Annotated in this window: 12 protein-coding genes and 1 pseudogene; 2 read left to right on the top strand and 11 right to left on the bottom strand. The window is 61.8% G+C overall.

What is annotated here, in order from left to right; translation table 11 throughout:
- Positions 1 to 9: 9 nt before the first annotated feature.
- From AB5I78_RS16450 to urtA, 10 genes are all read right to left on the bottom strand, one after another.
- Positions 10 to 582 (bottom strand): DUF2239 family protein, encoded by a 573-nt coding sequence (locus AB5I78_RS16450; protein ID WP_369303274.1) that lies wholly within the window; start codon positions 580 to 582, stop codon positions 10 to 12.
- Between the two features lie 67 nt (positions 583 to 649).
- Positions 650 to 1,606: an AAA family ATPase gene (locus AB5I78_RS16455; protein ID WP_145165733.1), complete on the bottom strand. Its 957-nt coding sequence runs from the start codon at positions 1,604 to 1,606 to the stop codon at positions 650 to 652.
- Entirely contained in the window at positions 1,576 to 2,652 is a 1,077-nt protein-coding gene (locus AB5I78_RS16460) for an aliphatic amidase (RefSeq protein WP_370003034.1), read from the bottom strand. Before AB5I78_RS16460 ends, AB5I78_RS16455 begins: the two co-directional genes overlap by 31 nt.
- A gap of 15 nt (positions 2,653 to 2,667) precedes the next feature.
- The gene (locus tag AB5I78_RS16465) at positions 2,668 to 3,015 is read right to left on the bottom strand and encodes an FmdB family zinc ribbon protein (RefSeq protein WP_145165735.1); all 348 of its coding nucleotides are present in this window, start codon (positions 3,013 to 3,015) and stop codon (positions 2,668 to 2,670) included.
- A gap of 2 nt (positions 3,016 to 3,017) precedes the next feature.
- Complete coding sequence (gene fmdA / locus AB5I78_RS16470; protein WP_145165736.1) at positions 3,018 to 4,247, bottom strand: formamidase; 1,230 nt, start codon at positions 4,245 to 4,247, stop codon at positions 3,018 to 3,020.
- Between the two features lie 218 nt (positions 4,248 to 4,465).
- Entirely contained in the window at positions 4,466 to 5,155 is a 690-nt protein-coding gene (urtE, locus tag AB5I78_RS16475) for an urea ABC transporter ATP-binding subunit UrtE (RefSeq protein ID WP_145165737.1), read from the bottom strand.
- Between the two features lie 10 nt (positions 5,156 to 5,165).
- Complete coding sequence (gene urtD, locus AB5I78_RS16480; protein WP_159957340.1) at positions 5,166 to 5,924, bottom strand: urea ABC transporter ATP-binding protein UrtD; 759 nt, start codon at positions 5,922 to 5,924, stop codon at positions 5,166 to 5,168.
- A complete protein-coding gene (gene urtC / locus AB5I78_RS16485; protein ID WP_145165739.1) occupies positions 5,921 to 7,084 on the bottom strand; it encodes an urea ABC transporter permease subunit UrtC in 1,164 nt (387 codons plus the stop codon). The genes urtD and urtC overlap by 4 nt, the downstream gene beginning before the upstream one ends.
- A gap of 10 nt (positions 7,085 to 7,094) precedes the next feature.
- On the bottom strand, positions 7,095 to 8,012 hold the full coding sequence (gene urtB, locus AB5I78_RS16490; RefSeq protein WP_177410123.1) for an urea ABC transporter permease subunit UrtB: 918 nt from the start codon (positions 8,010 to 8,012) through the stop codon (positions 7,095 to 7,097).
- Between the two features lie 166 nt (positions 8,013 to 8,178).
- On the bottom strand, positions 8,179 to 9,387 hold the full coding sequence (gene urtA / locus AB5I78_RS16495; protein ID WP_369303273.1) for an urea ABC transporter substrate-binding protein: 1,209 nt from the start codon (positions 9,385 to 9,387) through the stop codon (positions 8,179 to 8,181).
- A gap of 346 nt (positions 9,388 to 9,733) precedes the next feature.
- Between urtA and AB5I78_RS16500 the strand changes: the two genes are divergently transcribed.
- Positions 9,734 to 13,117 (top strand): ATP-binding protein, encoded by a 3,384-nt coding sequence (locus AB5I78_RS16500; RefSeq protein WP_369303272.1) that lies wholly within the window; start codon positions 9,734 to 9,736, stop codon positions 13,115 to 13,117.
- The gene (locus AB5I78_RS16505; RefSeq protein ID WP_053256610.1) at positions 13,092 to 13,757 is read left to right on the top strand and encodes a response regulator; all 666 of its coding nucleotides are present in this window, start codon (positions 13,092 to 13,094) and stop codon (positions 13,755 to 13,757) included. The genes AB5I78_RS16500 and AB5I78_RS16505 overlap by 26 nt, the downstream gene beginning before the upstream one ends.
- 745 nt (positions 13,758 to 14,502) lie before the next feature.
- On the opposite strand, the pseudogene AB5I78_RS16510 reads toward AB5I78_RS16505, so the two are convergent.
- Positions 14,503 to 15,319, bottom strand: a pseudogene (locus AB5I78_RS16510) (IclR family transcriptional regulator).
- Positions 15,320 to 15,436: the final 117 nt, after the last annotated feature.

A 15,436-nucleotide genomic window follows, 5' to 3' on the forward strand; every position in this document is an offset into this window, starting at 1 on the left:
GAATTATTGTTAGACGGGGAAAGCATTGCGCGACAGCCAGGCCAGGTACGTCTGCACATCCCTCGGCCAGTGCCCGATCTTGCCGGCGAAGGCCGCCGCATCCTCAGCGAACAATGCCCGCGAGGCGTCTTCAAACCCAGGCAGGTCGCCGCCGATGGCGCTCATGAAACGATAGCTGGCTTCCTTGGCCTGGCGCGCCTGATCACGGCCAGCGCTGGCATTTCGCGCCTCATCCACCAACCGGCGCAAGGCCGCCGAGGCGCCGCCGGGTTGTTGGCCCAGCCATTCCCAGTGGCGCGGCAGCAGCGTGACTTCCCGCGCGACCACACCCAGCTTCGGGCGGCCCACCGTTGGGGCTGCGGGAAGCTCTTCGTCGATTGCTGTGTCTGCGGGTTGCTCGGGCACATAACCGCCAGGCCATGGGTAATCGACTTGGGCGCCGGTGGCGTCATCAAAGACCAGGAAGGTGCCGGCTGTCAGGTCCAGCCCTGCCAGGGTTTCGGCCACCGCCGAATAGGCGCCGGCCGCCACGCGCTGGTGACGGAAGAAGGCAGTGCACAGCGGTGTGTGTTGCGTAGGCATGGCTTATTACCCGGATGTTATTTGTTTTACCCGGATCATATTAGCCCTAATTGGTCAGCATGCAAGGCTATTGTCGCGAAACGTCCAAGTGTTCACCCCGCACCGTTACTCGCATCCCTTGCACAGCAGGATCGCGCAGCAAGCACTCCGCGATCGCCGGCTCCAGCTCCACCCGTACACGGCGGCCCAGCGCACGCGCGCCAAACCGTGCGTCGTGCTGGCGACACAACCATGCCCGCGCCGACGCATCCATGCTTAATGAGCGCTGGTGCGCCGCCAGACGCTGATTGAGCTTCTCCAGCTCCACGTCCAGCAGCGCATCAAGCCAGCGCTTGTCGAGGGGTTCGAACATCAGGATACGGTCGATGCGGTTGAGAAACTCCGGCTCGAAATGCCCGTGCAGGGCCTCTTCCAACACCGCCGCTTCGCCCCGCACAAACACCCGCAGCAGCCGCCGCCAGCCCTGAGCGAAGCGTTGGCGATGACGACGCGCCTGGTGCGCGCCGATGTTGCTGGTCATGAAAATCAGGCTGTTACGAAAATCCAGGGTGCGCGTGCCGCCCGCCAGGGTCAGTTGGCCGTTTTCAAGAATGCCCAGCAGGCTGCGCACCACCTCCTGGCTGGCTTTTTCCAGTTCATCGAACAACACGATGCCAGGGCGGCTGTAGCTGCCCTGGATCAATTCGCTGTTGAACAGGCTGATGCCTTCCTTGCTGCCCACGTACCCCGGCGGCGCGCCGGTCAGCGCGGCGGCGTAATGCTCCTGGGCCAGGGTGTGCATGTCGATGCGGCAAAACCCGTCGGCACGGCCATGCAGCGCCTGGGCCAGCAGGCGCACGATTTCGGTTTTGCCAACGCCGGTCGGGCCCATGAACAGGTTGACGCTCAATGGCCGATCGCGCTCGCCGATATCGGCCTTGACCACCTTGAGCAGCCGCTCCACCTGCGCCAGCGCCGCCTCCTGGCCAACGATGCGACTGCGCAACAGCGCCATCACCTGCGCCGGTTCAAAGGTAAACCGCATGCCCTACTCCACCCCTTTTTCTTTGCCGCCATGGGCAGTTGCCCCACTGGGCACTCGGCGACACCCACGGTGCTGCGGGTGATTTTTTCGACATTCTCCTGGGCCTTTTGCGCGTCCAGCACCCAGGTGCGGTAGAACTCGAACGGGCAGTCCGCCACGCCCTTGTCGCCATCGCCCGAGGCATGCATGCCGGTGTAGCCACGGTGCAGCAACTTGAACAGGTGGTTCTGCGACTGGTCGTTGGCCCGCGCATCGCGAATCTGCGACACCGACAGTTGCGCGTACTGGATGCCCATCTCTTCCTCGCCGCACTCACCCAGGGTGCGCCCGTCAAAGCCGATGATCGCCGAGTGGCCGAAGTACGAATACACCCCATCGAACCCCGCCGCGTTGGCCACTGCCACATAGCAGTTATTCGCCCAGGCCATGCTCTTGGACATCTGCACCTGCTGCTCCTTGGCCGGGTACATATAACCCTGACAGCGCACGATCAACTCGGCGCCCTTCATCGCGCAGTCGCGCCAGATCTCCGGGTAATTGCCGTCGTCGCAGATAATCAGGCTGATCTTCATGCCCTTGGGCCCATCGCACACATAGGTGCGGTCACCCGGATACCAACCCTCGATGGGGCACCAGGGGATGCACTTGCGGTAGCGCTGCACGATCTCGCCGAGGTTATTGATCAACACCAGCGTGTTGTACGGCGCCTTGTGCGGGTGCTCCTCGTGGCGCTCGCCGGTCAGGGAAAATACGCCCCAGGTGTTTGCCTGGCGGCACGCTGCCGAGAAAATCGCCGTCTCTTCGCCGGGGATGCTCGCGGCCGTGGCCATCATCTCGTCGTGGTCGTACATGATGCCCATGGTGCTGTATTCGGGGAACACCACCAGGTCCATGCCGGGCAGGCCCTGCTTCATGCCGAGGATAATCCCGGCAATTTTCTTCGCGTTGTCGATGACCTCGGCCTTGGAATGCAGGCGCGGCATCTTGTAGTTCACCACCGCGACACCGACGGTGTCCGGGCTGCTGGAAATGTCGCCATGACGCATAACATCACTCCTGGTCTAGTGACTGATCATCCACGGCCGTGGCCCGGTCCTGGTCTTGAGGCCCAAGGGGTTGGCCTTGCTCGGCTCGACTTTTTTGCGGGTGCCGCAGCAGCTGCAACCGGCCGGATGTTTACGGCTTTGCTGGTATTCGCCGACGGTTTGCGGCGCATGGGCGCTGCGCTCGTTGCCGGCGATAGCCTTGCGCTGGTTGGCCGACAGCGTTTGCAGTGCCGGGGCCGAGACCCTGAGCGGGCCGCCCGGCCCTTCGCAGTACGGGCACTGGCTGGGCTCGTTGCGTTGGGCGATGGGCCGCAACATCGTGAACGTGCCGCAGGTGTCACAGGCATATTCGTAAGTCGGCATGGCTACAGGTCCGGGGCAATGGGCAGGTCGACGCTGCCGTCGAGGAACTGGGTGGGGCCGTTGGCATTGGGGTTGATGTCGAACTCGAAGATTTCCGTCGGCAGCCACAAGGTCGCGCAGGCATTCGGAATATCCACCACGCCGCTGATATGCCCCTGCACCGGCGCCGAGCCGAGCAAGGCATAGCCCTGGGCCGGCGAGTAGCCGAATTTGGTCAGGTAGTTGATCGCATTCAGGCAGGCCTGGCGGTAGGCGACGTTGACGTCCAGGTAGTGCTGCTGGCCCTGTTCGTCCACCGAGATACCTTCGAAGATCAGGTAGTTCTTGTAGTTCGGCGTGATCGGGCTGGGCTTGAACACCGGGTTCTTGATCCCGTACTTGGCCATGCCGCCCTTGATCAGCTCGACCTTCATGTGCACCCAGCCGGCCATTTCGATGGCGCCGCAAAAGGTGATCTCGCCGTCGCCCTGGCTGAAGTGCAGGTCACCCACCGACAACCCGGCGCCGTTGACATAGACCGGGAAAAAAATCTTCGAACCGCGCGACAGGTCCTTGATATCGCAGTTACCGCCATGCTCACGCGGCGGCACCGTGCGCGCGCCGGTCGCAGCCGCATCGTCACGGGCCTGGCCCTTGAGCTTGCCCATGTGCGCGGTGGCGGCCAGTGGCGCATTGGCCAGCGGCGGCACGCGGGTCGGGTTGGTATCGATCAGTTCCTGCTCGCGGCGGTTCCAGTCGGCGAGCATCACCGGGTCGGGCAGGCAGCCGATCAGGCCGGGGTGGATCAGGCCGGCAAAGTTAACCCCCGGAATGTGCCGAGAACGGGTGAACATGCCTTTGAAATCCCAGATGGCTTTTTGTGCGCTGGGGAAATGATCGGTGAGAAAGCCGCCGCCGTTCTGCCGCGAAAAGAAGCCGTTGAAGCCCCACTGCGAATCCGCCTTGGCGCCGATATCGAGCAAGTCCACCACCAGCAAATCACCCGGCTCGGCGCCGTGCACACCCACCGGGCCTGACAGGTAATGCACGGTGGACAGGTCCACGTCGCGCACGTCACTGGCGTCATCGTTGTTCTTGATCGCGCCGGCGGTCCAGTCGTAGGTTTCCAGAATGAAGTCATCGCCGGGCTTCACCCAGCACGCCATCGGGATATCCGGGTGCCAGCGGTTATGGATATTTTCGTTTTCAGTGACGGGCTGGTTGAGGTCGACTTTGATCAGCGTTTCGGTCATGGACTGGCTCCTGGGCGGATGGTCTGGTGCGTGGAATCCAGTCTCGGGGAGCCAGGGAAAACCGGAAATACGTTGGATGACGTATGCAGGGAAGGATGGAACGCAATCAAAAATGTGGGAGCTGGCTTGCCTGCGATAGCGGTTGTCCAGCCAACATTTCTGTGACTGATAGACCGTCATCGCAGGCAAGCCAGCTCCCACAGTTGAACTGTGTTGTTTTAGACAGACAGGTAGCGGCTGATGGTCGCTTCATCCACGCGGTCGCGGGTCTCTTCGATCACGAAGCGGCCCTTCTCGATCACCAGAAAGCGGTCGGCAATCTCCAGGGTGAACGACAGCACTTGCTCGGACACCACGATGGTCAAATCGCGCAGGTTGCGAATCTCTTTGAGCGTGCGTGCAATGTCCTTGATGATCGACGGCTGGATGCCCTCCGTCGGCTCGTCGAGCAGCAACACCTTGGGGTTGGTCGCCAGCGCCCGGGCAATCGCCAACTGCTGTTGCTGCCCGCCGGACAGGTTGCCGCCCTTGCGCGACTGCATGTCATGCAGCACCGGAAACAGCGCATACAAGTCTTCCGGCACCTTGCCGCGGGCCGACGCCGGTAACCCGGTCTGGATATTTTCCAGCACCGTCATGCTCGGGAAAATCATGCGGCCCTGGGGCACATAGGCAATCCCGCGCGCCACCCGCTCATGGGTTTCCAGCGCCGACACATCGTGCCCGTCCACACTGACCTGGCCTTGCCACTGCGGCAGAATGCCCATCAGGCTCTTGAACAGCGTGGTCTTGCCCATGCCATTGCGGCCCATCACCGCGACGATCTCGCGCTTGGCCACGTTCAGTTGCAGATCGTGCAGGATCTGGCTCTGCCCGTAACCACAGGACAACTGGTCGATCTTGAACATGCCGGATTCCTCAGTGGCCCAAATACACTTCAATGACTTTCGGGTTGCTTTGCACCGACTCCATGCTGCCCTCGGCCAGCACCTTGCCCTGGTGCAGCACCGTGACTTTATGCGCGATGCTTTTGACGAACTCCATGTCGTGCTCGATCACCAGCACCGAGCGGCCCTGGCTGATGCGGTTGAGCAATTCGGCGGTTTGCGCGCGCTCATTCACGCTCATGCCTGCCACCGGCTCGTCGAGCATCAGCAACTCCGGGTCCTGCATCAGCAGCATGCCGATTTCCAGCCACTGCTTTTGCCCGTGGGACAGCAGGTCGGCCTGCTGTTGCAGCAAATCACCCAGGAAGATTTCCCGCGCCACCTCTTCCACCCGCGCAACCACCTGAGCGCTGCGCTTGAAAAACAGCGCGCCCCACACCTTGCGCCCGGCGGGATAAGACATCTCGAGGTTTTCAAACACCGTGAGGTTTTCGTAGATCGACGGGTTCTGGAACTTGCGCCCCACGCCGGCGCGCACGATGTTGTACTCGCGCATCCTGGTCAGTTCCTGGCCGTCGAACTGGATGCTGCCGCTGGTAGCGCGGGTTTTGCCGCAGATCAGGTCTAGCACCGTGGTCTTGCCGGCGCCATTGGGGCCGATGACCACGCGCACTTCATTGCGGTCGATGTACAAGTTGAGGTTGTCGACCGCCTTGAAGCCGTCGAACGACACGGTGAGGCCTTCAATGGCCAACACCGGTTTTTTCATTTCAAAGCCGACGGCGGTCATGGCTGGGTCTCCAGGATGTTGCTTTTAGCCTTGGGTTTAACCGCCGGACTCACCGGGGGCGCCGCCACGGGTTTGCGCCGCAGCAGTTTGGCCAATGCCTGGCGACCGTGGCTGTCCCACAACCCGGCCAGGCCATTGGGGAAATACATGACCACGGCAATAAACAGCCCGCCCATCAGGTACAGCCATAATTCAGGAAAGGACTCGGAAAAGTAGGTCTTGCCGTAGTTCACCAGCAGCGCGCCATACACCGCGCCGAGCAGTGACATGCGCCCGCCCACCGCGGCGAAAATCACCATCTCGATTGACGGCACGATGCCCACGAACGACGGAGACATAAAGCCCACCTGCAAGGCAAACATCGCCCCGCCAATCGCCGAAAACGCGGCGGCCACGCAGAACACAAAGATCTTGAAACTGGCCACGTCGTAGCCGGAAAACCGCACGCGCTCTTCTTTGTCGCGCATCGCCATCAGCAGCCGGCCCAGCTTGGACGCGAGGATAAAACGGCCGATAAAGATGCAGCCGAACAGCAAGCCGGCGTTGATGAAGTACAGGATCATTTTCGCGCTGTCGGTGCGCAGGTCCCAGCCCAGCAGGGTCTTGAGGTCGGTGATGCCGTTGACGCCACCGGTCAGCCCTTGCTGGCCGACGATCAGCACGGTAAGGATCAGCGCAATCGCCTGGGTGACGATGGAGAAATACACATCGCCCACGCGCCGCTTGAACAGCGCCATACCGATGATGAACGCCAGCAGCACCGGCACCGCAATCACCGCTACCAGCGTGAAGCTGAAACTGTGAAATGGCTGCCACAGCCACGGCAGTTCGGTGATCTGGTTCCAGTCCATGAAGTCCGGGATGCCCGGTGTGGATTGGATCTTGGTGCTCTCGGGGTCGGAGGCTTCCAGCTTGAGGAACATCGCCATGCAGTAACCGCCGACGCCGAAGAACACCCCCTGCCCCAGGCTGAGAATGCCGCCATAGCCCCAGCACAGCACCAGGCCCACGGCGACGAACGCGTAGGTCAGGTATTTGCCGACCATGTTCAGGCGGAACGCGTCCAGGGTCAGGGGAAACACCACCAGCACCAGCAACGCCAACAACACGATACCGATCAGGTTTTGCTGGCCGCCCAGCAGCTTGTCTAAAGCCTTCATCTGCTCGCCTCTACTTGCGCACTTTGATGGAGAACAACCCTTGCGGGCGCAGCATCAGGATCAGAATGACCGAGGACAACGTGAGTACCTTGGCCATCGAGCCACTGAGGAAAAACTCCGACAGCGATTGGGTCTGGGCGATCACGAACGCCGAGGCGATGGTGCCGAACAGGCTCTGCGCGCCGCCGAATACCACCACCAGGAAGGTGTCGACGATGTACTGCGAACCCGCCGTCGGCCCGGTGGAGCCAATGGTGGTAAACGCCGCGCCCGCGACACCGGCCACGCCGCAGCCGAGGGCGAAGGTCATGCGGTCGACCTTGCGCGTATTGATGCCCACCGCGCGGCTCATCAGGCGGTTCTGCACCGTGGCGCGCACCTGCAGGCCCCAGCGCGAGCGGTACAGCATCAGGAAGATCGCGGCGGTCAGCAGCAGGGTCAGGCCCATCATGAACAGGCCGTTGCGCGGGATCTCGATGGCATCGGTGAAATTCACCGAGCCCATCAGCCAGGCCGGCGGTTCGGCGCTGACTTCACGCGCGCCAAACACCGAGCGAAAGGTTTGCTGCATCACCAGGGACAACCCCCAGGTGGCGAGCAAGGTGTCCAACGGACGCTTGTACAAACGGCTGATCATCGCCCACTCCACCAGCCAGCCGATGGCGCCGGCAACGAGGAATGACAGGGCAATGGCAACGAAGAAGTAATAGGGTTGGAAGCTTGGCGCAAAATGCGCGGTAAGGCTGGAACACACATAGGTGGTGTAGGCGCCGATGGTCAGGAACTCGCCGTGGGCCATGTTGATCACGCCCATCTGGCCAAAAATGATCGCCAGCCCCAATGCCATCAGCAACAGCACGCAGAACACGGACAAACCGTTGAACCCCTGCATCGCCGCGATGGCTCCAAATTCCGATAGCCATTCCATGATGATGGTCTCCTACAGAGAGATGAAATGCAGGCTTGTGCCGTTTTGCCTTATGTGGGAAGGGGCTTGCCGCGATGAGGGTGGGTCAGCTTATAAAGCGGTGACTGACCCACGGCTATCGGGGGCAAGCCGCCTCCCACAGTTTGAAACTCCGTGTGCCTGGGGGTTATTGGTAACCCTTGGGAAACGGGTTCGGCTCGATCAGATCCGACTCGTAGATCACCTTGAACTGCCCGTTGGGCTGCACTTCGCCGATGCGCGACTTGCTCCACAGGTGATGGTTCTCGTGGATCTTCACGTAGCCTTCCGGCGCGTTTTTCAGCTCGATGCCAGGGCTTGCCGCCACGACTTTATCCACGTCGAAACTGCCGGCTTTCTCCACCGCCGCTTTCCACAACCAAGGGCCGAGGTACGCCGCCTGGGTCACATCGCCGATCACCGCGTCCTTGCCGTACTTGGCCTTGAAGGCTTCGACGAAGGCTTTGTTGTTCGGGTTGTCCAGGCTCTGGAAGTACTTCATCGAGGCGTAGAAACCGGCCATGTTTTCGCCGCCGATGCCGAGCAATTCGTCTTCGGTGACCGACAGGGTCAGCAGGGTTTGTTTGGACGAATTCACACCCGCCGCATTGAGTTGCTTGTAGAACGCCACGTTGGAGCCGCCGACCACGGCCGCGAACACCACGTCCGGCTTCTTCAGCTTGACCTTGTTGATCAGCGAGCCGAACTGAGTGTTGCCCAGCGGGTAGTAGTCTTCGCCAACCACGGTGCCGTGCAGCACGTTTTCAATGTGCTTGCGCGCGATCTTCATCGAGGTGCGTGGCCAGATGTAGTCCGAGCCGACCAGGTAGAAAGTCTTGGCGCCCTTGGTCTTGGCGATCCAGTCGAGGCTGGCGAGGATTTGCTGGGTGGCTTCCTGGCCGGTGTAGATGACGTTTTTCGACTGTTCCAGGCCTTCATAGAAGGTCGGGTAGTAGAGCAAGCCGTTTTCTTTCTCGAAGATCGGCAGCACGGCTTTGCGTGAAGCCGACGTCCAGCAGCCGAACACGGCGGCGACCTTGTCGTTGACCAGCAGCTTCTTGGCTTTTTCGGCAAAGGTCGGCCAGTCGGAGGCGCCGTCTTCCTGGATCACTTTGATCTGGCGTCCCAGGATCCCGCCCGAAGCGTTGATCTGTTCGATGGCCAGGCGCTCAGCCTGGATCGAGCCGGTCTCGGAAATCGCCATGGTGCCGGTGGCCGAGTGCAACTGGCCGACGGTGACTTCGGTAGGGGTCACGGCCAGGCCTTCGTTATCGGCCAGCACGCCCTGGCTGAACAGAGCGGCCGCCAGTAAGGACAAGGCCAACAACGGTGTGGAGCGGATCAATCGTGGTGCCATGGGGCGACTCCTCTGCAATGAGGGGTTCAGCATGGCGGCAGCCGGCCATCGCGGGTATACGCAGCCTGACGTAACGGTGTACGTCATTTGACGTATGCCGTTGCGCACTGTTTCAGGGCAAGTTGTGGCGAGCGGGCTTGCCCCGCGTTGGGCTGCGAAGCAGCCCTGTTAAGAACAGCGCATTTTTCCAGGTAAATAGTGTTGTCTGGTTTCAGGGCTGCTACGCAGCCCAACGCGGGGCAAGCCCGCTCGCCACTGCAAACCCGCTCCCGCATTTGGACCTGCGGCACCTGTCAGGGCATGGAAGTTGCTCATTCAATCTCGCCCTTCTGCGGAGTCCTCCACCGTGCACCCCACCTCCGGCACCCAGCGCATCGTCAAGATCCGCCGCGACTACAACACCTGGGTCGCCGACGAGACCATGGAAGACTACGCCCTGCGCTACACGCCCAAATCCTTTCGCAAATGGTCGGAACTGCGCATCGCCAACACCGCCCTGGGCGCCGTGTCCTTTCTGGCGCTGGAAGCCATCGGCGGCGTGCTCGCCTTGAGCTACGGCTTCACCAACACGTTCTGGGCGATCCTGGCGATCAGCCTGGTGATTTTCCTCACCGGCCTGCCCATCAGTTATTACGCCGCCCGTTATGGCGTGGACATGGACCTGCTCACCCGCGGCGCCGGCTTTGGCTACATCGGCTCGACCATCACCTCGTTGATTTATGCCAGCTTCACGTTCCTGTTCTTCGCACTGGAAGCGGCAATCATGGCCCTGGCCCTGGAGCTGTATTTCCATATTCCGCTGGCCATCGCCTATGTGATCTGCTCATTGCTGGTGATTCCACTGGTGGCCTACGGCGTGACCCTGATCAGCCGCCTGCAATTGTGGACGCAACCGCTTTGGCTGCTGTTGCTGGTGCTGCCCTACGGCTTTGTCTGGTGGAAAAACCCCGACGTCTTCAGCGACTGGACCAGCTTTGTCGGACGCAGTGGCGACGGCGGCGGGTTTAATTTGCTGTCGTTCTGCGCCGCCTGCACCGTGGCGCTGTCGCTGGTTACGCAGATCGGCGAACAGGTCGACTACCTGCGCTTCCTGCCGGAAAAGACCGCCGCCAACCACAAACGCTGGTGGGCCGCCCTGCTCTGCGCGGGGCCCGGCTGGATCATCCCCGGCGCGTTGAAAATGTTCGCCGGGGCGTTTCTGGCGTTTCTCGCCCTGCAACATGAAATCCCCATGGAGCGCGCCGCCGAGCCCACGCAGATGTACCTCGTTGCATTCCGCTATGTGTTCAGCTCGCCGGAATGGGCGCTCGGCGCGATGGTGCTGTTCGTGTTCATCTCACAGATGAAAATCAACCTGACCAACGCCTACGCCGGCTCCCTGGCCTGGTCGAACTTCTTTGCCCGCGTGACCCACAGCCACCCCGGCCGCGTGGTGTGGCTGGTGTTCAACGTGGCCATCGCGCTGATGCTGATGGAGCTGGGCGTATTTGACGTGATCGACCAGGTGCTGGGGCTCTACGCGAATATCGCGATTGCCTGGATCGGCACGCTGGTGGCCGACCTGGTGATCAACAAGCCGCTGGGTCTGTCGCCCAGACACATCGAGTTCAAGCGCGCGCACCTTTACGACATCAACCCGGTGGGCGTCGGCTCGATGCTGATTGCCTCGTTGCTGTCGATCCTCGCCCACTTCGGCCTGTTCGGTGCCCTGGCCCAGGCCGCGCCGCCCTTCGTCGCGCTGGGCACGGCGCTGATCATGGCGCCACTGTTGGCCTGGCTGACCCAAGGCAAGTACTACATCGCGCGTACCAGTGACGTGACGCTGATTCACCCGGTGGCCCCCGCCACCCACGCGGTGTGCGGGCTGTGCAGCAACCCGTTCGAAACCGCCGACATGGCGTTTTGTCCGGCCTACAGCACGCCCATCTGTTCGCTGTGCTGCTCGCTGGATGCGCGTTGCGGTGACCGGTGCAAACCTCATGCGCGCCTGGTCACGCAGTTCGAAGGCGTATTGCGCTGGCTGCTGCCCACCACCCTGATGCCGCGCCTGCATACGCGGCTGGCGCATTACCTGGGGTTGTTGCTGGTGCTGGTGCTGCTGCTCGCAGGCGCGCTGGCGTTGATTTACGTGCAAGCCGCCCAAGGGTTGCCGCATTCCGAGACCTTGTATCAGGCGTTCTTCAAGGCTTTTCTGACCCTGTCGGTGCTGGCCGCCGTGCTCGCGTGGTGGGTGGTACTGACCCGCGAAAGCCGCCGCGTCGCCCAGGAAGAATCCGACCGCCAGACCCTGCTTTTAATGCAGGAAATCGACGCCCACAGCCTCACCGACCAAGCCCTGCAACAGGCCAAAGAGGCCTCCGAAGCCGCAAACGCCGCCAAAAGCCGCTACGTCACCGGGCTCTCTCACGAGCTGCGCACGCCGCTGAACAGCATCCTTGGTTTTACCCAGATCCTGCAGCGCGACACCGCCATGCCCGAGCAGCATCAGGACGCGCTGGCGACCATCCTGCGCAGCGGCTCGCACCTGCTGTCGCTGATCGATGGCCTGCTCGACGTGGCCAAGATCGAGGCCGGCAAACTGCGCCTGGAACTCACGGAAATCCCCTTCCCCGAGTTGCTCCACGACCTGGAACAAATGTTCACTCCACAAGCCCAGGACAAGGGCCTGCGCTTTCGCCTGGACTGCGTGGGCAAGATCCCGGCCGTGGTGCGTGGCGATGAAAAGCGCGTGCGCCAGATCCTGATCAACCTGCTCGGCAACGCGGTGAATTTCACCGACAGCGGCGAGGTGCGCCTGCGGGTCAGCTACATGCGCGAAACCGCCAATTTTGAAATCATCGACACCGGCATCGGCATTGACCCTGGGCAAATCGAGCGGATATTCCAGCCGTTCGAGCGCGGCGATCTGATGCGCCAGGACAAGGGCGTGGGCCTGGGGCTGACCATCACGCGCATGCTCACCTCGCTGATGGGCGGCGAATTGCGCGTCACCAGTGAGCTGGACAAAGGCACGTGTTTCCAGGTGCGGCTGTTCCTCTCCCAGGTGCGCGCGCCGCAGGCGGTGGTGCACGTGGAGCACGACATCATCGGTTATCACGGTGTGCGCCGACGCATCCTGGTGGTGGACGACCATGTGGACCATCGCAAGGTGCTCAGTGGCATGCTCACACCGTTGGGGTTTGAGGTGATCCAGGCCAGCAATGGCCAGGACGCGATCCGCCAGGTGGCGCTGCTGGCGCCGGACCTGATCCTGATGGACCTGTCGATGCCAGCCCTGGATGGCTGGGAAACCAGCCGCCTGATCCGCCGCAATGCGCTGTCCAGCGCGCCGATCATCGTGATCTCGGCCAACGCCTTTACCGACGACCGTGAACGCAGCATCGCCGCCGCCTGCAACGACTACCTGGCCAAACCGGTGCGCACCCCGGAACTGCTCGGGCGCCTGCAACAGCACCTGGATCTGCAGTGGCTGCGGCGCACCCGAACGTCCACACCGCCTGCACCGCCCAGCGTATTGCCCAGCCCCGAAGACCTCGCCGCCCTCGCCGAACTCAGCGCCATCGGCTACGTGCGCGGCTTGCATGAAAAACTCGACACCATCCTGGAACATCGCCCGGACGCCGCGCCTTTCATCGCCAAAGTGCGCGGGCTGCTCAAGGGTTTCCGCCTGGATGAACTCAACCGAACCTTAAAGGAGGCCGAAGATGAATGCGCTCACCCGCAGCACTGAACCTGGCGTGGTGCTGATCGTCGATGACACCCCGGACAACCTCGCCATGCTGTCCGACGCCCTTGATGACGCGGGCTACATGGTGCTGGTGGCGCTGGACGGCCTCAGCGCGTTGAACCGCGTGCAACGCCGGCGCCCGGACCTGATTCTGCTGGACGCAATGATGCCGGGACTGGACGGTTTCGAAACCTGTCGCCGGCTCAAGGCGCAACCGGCCAGTGCGGACATCCCGGTGGTGTTCATGACCGGGCTGACCGACAGCAAGCACGTGGTGCAGGGTTTTGAGGTGGGTGGCAGCGACTACGTGACCAAGCCGATCCAGACGGATGAGGTATTGGCGCGGGTGGCAGCGCATTTGCGCACCTCACGAATCCTGCTCTCGGCGCGTGCCGCCACGCAGCCGAGCGTGCTGACCCTGGAGGACGCCCCGGCGCAACGACTGTTATCCGCCCGGTTTCAACTGACCGAGCGTGAGGTGGAAGTGCTGCGTTGGGTGGCGTGTGGGAAAACCAATCGGGATATCGGCGACATTCTGGGGCTGAGCCCCAGGACGGTGAACAAGCATCTGGAGCATGTGTATGTGAAGCTCGGCGTGGAGACTCGAACAGCCGCGACCTCAGTTGCACTGGCCGCGATCTGAATGTGTGTGGTGCTTGTGTGGGTCTCAATACATCAGGCAGAGGCTGTGCAGATCTGCATTGCCCTAAAACCTCGGGCTGTACTCGGTCAATGTGGGAGCTGGCTTGCCTGCGATGGCATCGACTGGTTATGCCTGACACACCGAGGTGCCTGCATCGCAGGCAAGCCAGCTCCCACAGAAAAGCAAAAGCAGTGCGATGGTGGAGGCTGAACTCGGTGAAATTGTGGGAGCGGGCTTGCTCGCGAAGGCGGTGGGTCAGTGACACATGAGCTGACTGAACCACCGCCTTCGCGAGCAAGCCCGCTCCCACATTTGGAGCTCAGTGCATCAGATAGAGGTGTGTTGCTGTGTTTTTGATCCGCTTTTGCTTCTACCACTCAGGTCGGCTTTCAGGCCGCCGTGCTCTTGATCTTGCTTTTGATCTGACAGGCCCCGTCAACCACGCTGGCCGAACGCAGGCTTGAATCCGTGGGTAACCCGGCAGGACGCCGGGTTAGCCGCGTTGGGCCATGGATGGCCCGTCGCGGCGGCCCACGGATTCAAGCCGGAGTGAGGGAATGCCGAGCCTAGGCGAGGCACCGAGTGGTGGGGCAAAGACCTTTTGGTTACTTTTGGGGCGTTTGCCAAAAGTGACCCGCTGTAAGAGCGGAACCGCCAGCCGCCGTTACCGCAGCAACGGATATGTACTCAAATCTACCAACAGAAGCGCCCGTCCAAAGACGGCCATAGCGCAACGGCACACAAGCTACCCACCAAAAGCCTGCGAAGGCCGACGCAACGTCGGATCAAACGGATTGATCCTCGGCCCGATCGCCGCCGCCTCACGCTTGAGCAACTCCACCACCATCGGCAACCGGCTCGGCCCCAGGCGATCACTGATGGTCGCCACACTCAACGCCGCCACCGCAACCCCCTCCCGATTCAAAATCGGCGTTGCCTTCCAGCACTCCGGTGTTGCGCGCGGCATACCCCAGGCTGCGCACATTCTCCACTTCCGAACGCAGCAGCACCTCGTCATACAGGTGAAAATCCTTGAGCCGAGGCAAGTTGTAGCGAATCACCGTCTCACGCTCCTGCTCCGGCAAGAACGCCAGAATCGCCAAACTGCCCTGCCCCACACCCAACGCCACACGCCCGCCAATATCCCCGGTAAAGGTGCGGATCGGGTACGGCCCCTCGCTGCGGTCCAGGCAGATCGCATCAAAACCACTGCGTGCCAGCAAAAACAACGAATCACCCAACGAAGCACTCAAGCGCAACATGCTCGGCCGCACCAGGTCGCGCAGGTTGCCGGTCTTGCCCGCGTTCGCCGCCAGCGCGAAGAACTCCAGGCTCAGGCGATAGCGCTTGCTGCGCGCGTCCTGCTCGACCATCCCCTCGTCCATCAGGCTGCGCAACAGGCGGTGGGTGGTGGGCTGCGACAGCCCCACCTGCTGCGCCAGTTGCGTCACGCGTTCGCCGCCTTCGGGCACCTCGCCCAATGCACGCAACAGCGCGAACACCCGCGACACGCTGCCCGAACCCACTTCTTTGTCACTGCCATTCCGCTCAGTGGAATCCATATCACATAATCTCGGCGTAAATTCTGCTGAATGAATAAATTGGAAAATAATAGTTCGTTGAGTGAAATTCCATCTTCCGCCCATCCTAGTCTTCGTCCTAATCTGCGTCCACAGGGG

The organism is Pseudomonas sp. N2-3-1-14, assembly GCF_041228395.1.
In the GTDB taxonomy this organism is placed as follows: Bacteria; Pseudomonadota; Gammaproteobacteria; order Pseudomonadales; family Pseudomonadaceae; genus Aquipseudomonas.

Excerpts from the sequence above, each read along its gene's own strand:
- urtE (WP_145165737.1), bottom strand. The coding sequence starts at position 5,155 with ATGTTCAAGATCGACCAGTTGTCCTGTGGTTACGGGCAGAGCCAGATC.
- AB5I78_RS16455 (WP_145165733.1), bottom strand. The coding sequence starts at position 1,606 with ATGCGGTTTACCTTTGAACCGGCGCAGGTGATGGCGCTGTTGCGCAGT.
- AB5I78_RS16505 (WP_053256610.1), top strand. The coding sequence starts at position 13,092 with ATGAATGCGCTCACCCGCAGCACTGAACCTGGCGTGGTGCTGATCGTC.
- urtB (WP_177410123.1), bottom strand. The coding sequence starts at position 8,012 with ATGGAATGGCTATCGGAATTTGGAGCCATCGCGGCGATGCAGGGGTTC.
- AB5I78_RS16465 (WP_145165735.1), bottom strand. The coding sequence starts at position 3,015 with ATGCCGACTTACGAATATGCCTGTGACACCTGCGGCACGTTCACGATG.
- AB5I78_RS16450 (WP_369303274.1), bottom strand. The coding sequence starts at position 582 with ATGCCTACGCAACACACACCGCTGTGCACTGCCTTCTTCCGTCACCAG.
- urtD (WP_159957340.1), bottom strand. The coding sequence starts at position 5,924 with ATGACCGCCGTCGGCTTTGAAATGAAAAAACCGGTGTTGGCCATTGAA.
- fmdA (WP_145165736.1), bottom strand. The coding sequence starts at position 4,247 with ATGACCGAAACGCTGATCAAAGTCGACCTCAACCAGCCCGTCACTGAA.
- AB5I78_RS16460 (WP_370003034.1), bottom strand. The coding sequence starts at position 2,652 with ATGCGTCATGGCGACATTTCCAGCAGCCCGGACACCGTCGGTGTCGCG.
- urtC (WP_145165739.1), bottom strand. The coding sequence starts at position 7,084 with ATGAAGGCTTTAGACAAGCTGCTGGGCGGCCAGCAAAACCTGATCGGT.
- urtA (WP_369303273.1), bottom strand. The coding sequence starts at position 9,387 with ATGGCACCACGATTGATCCGCTCCACACCGTTGTTGGCCTTGTCCTTA.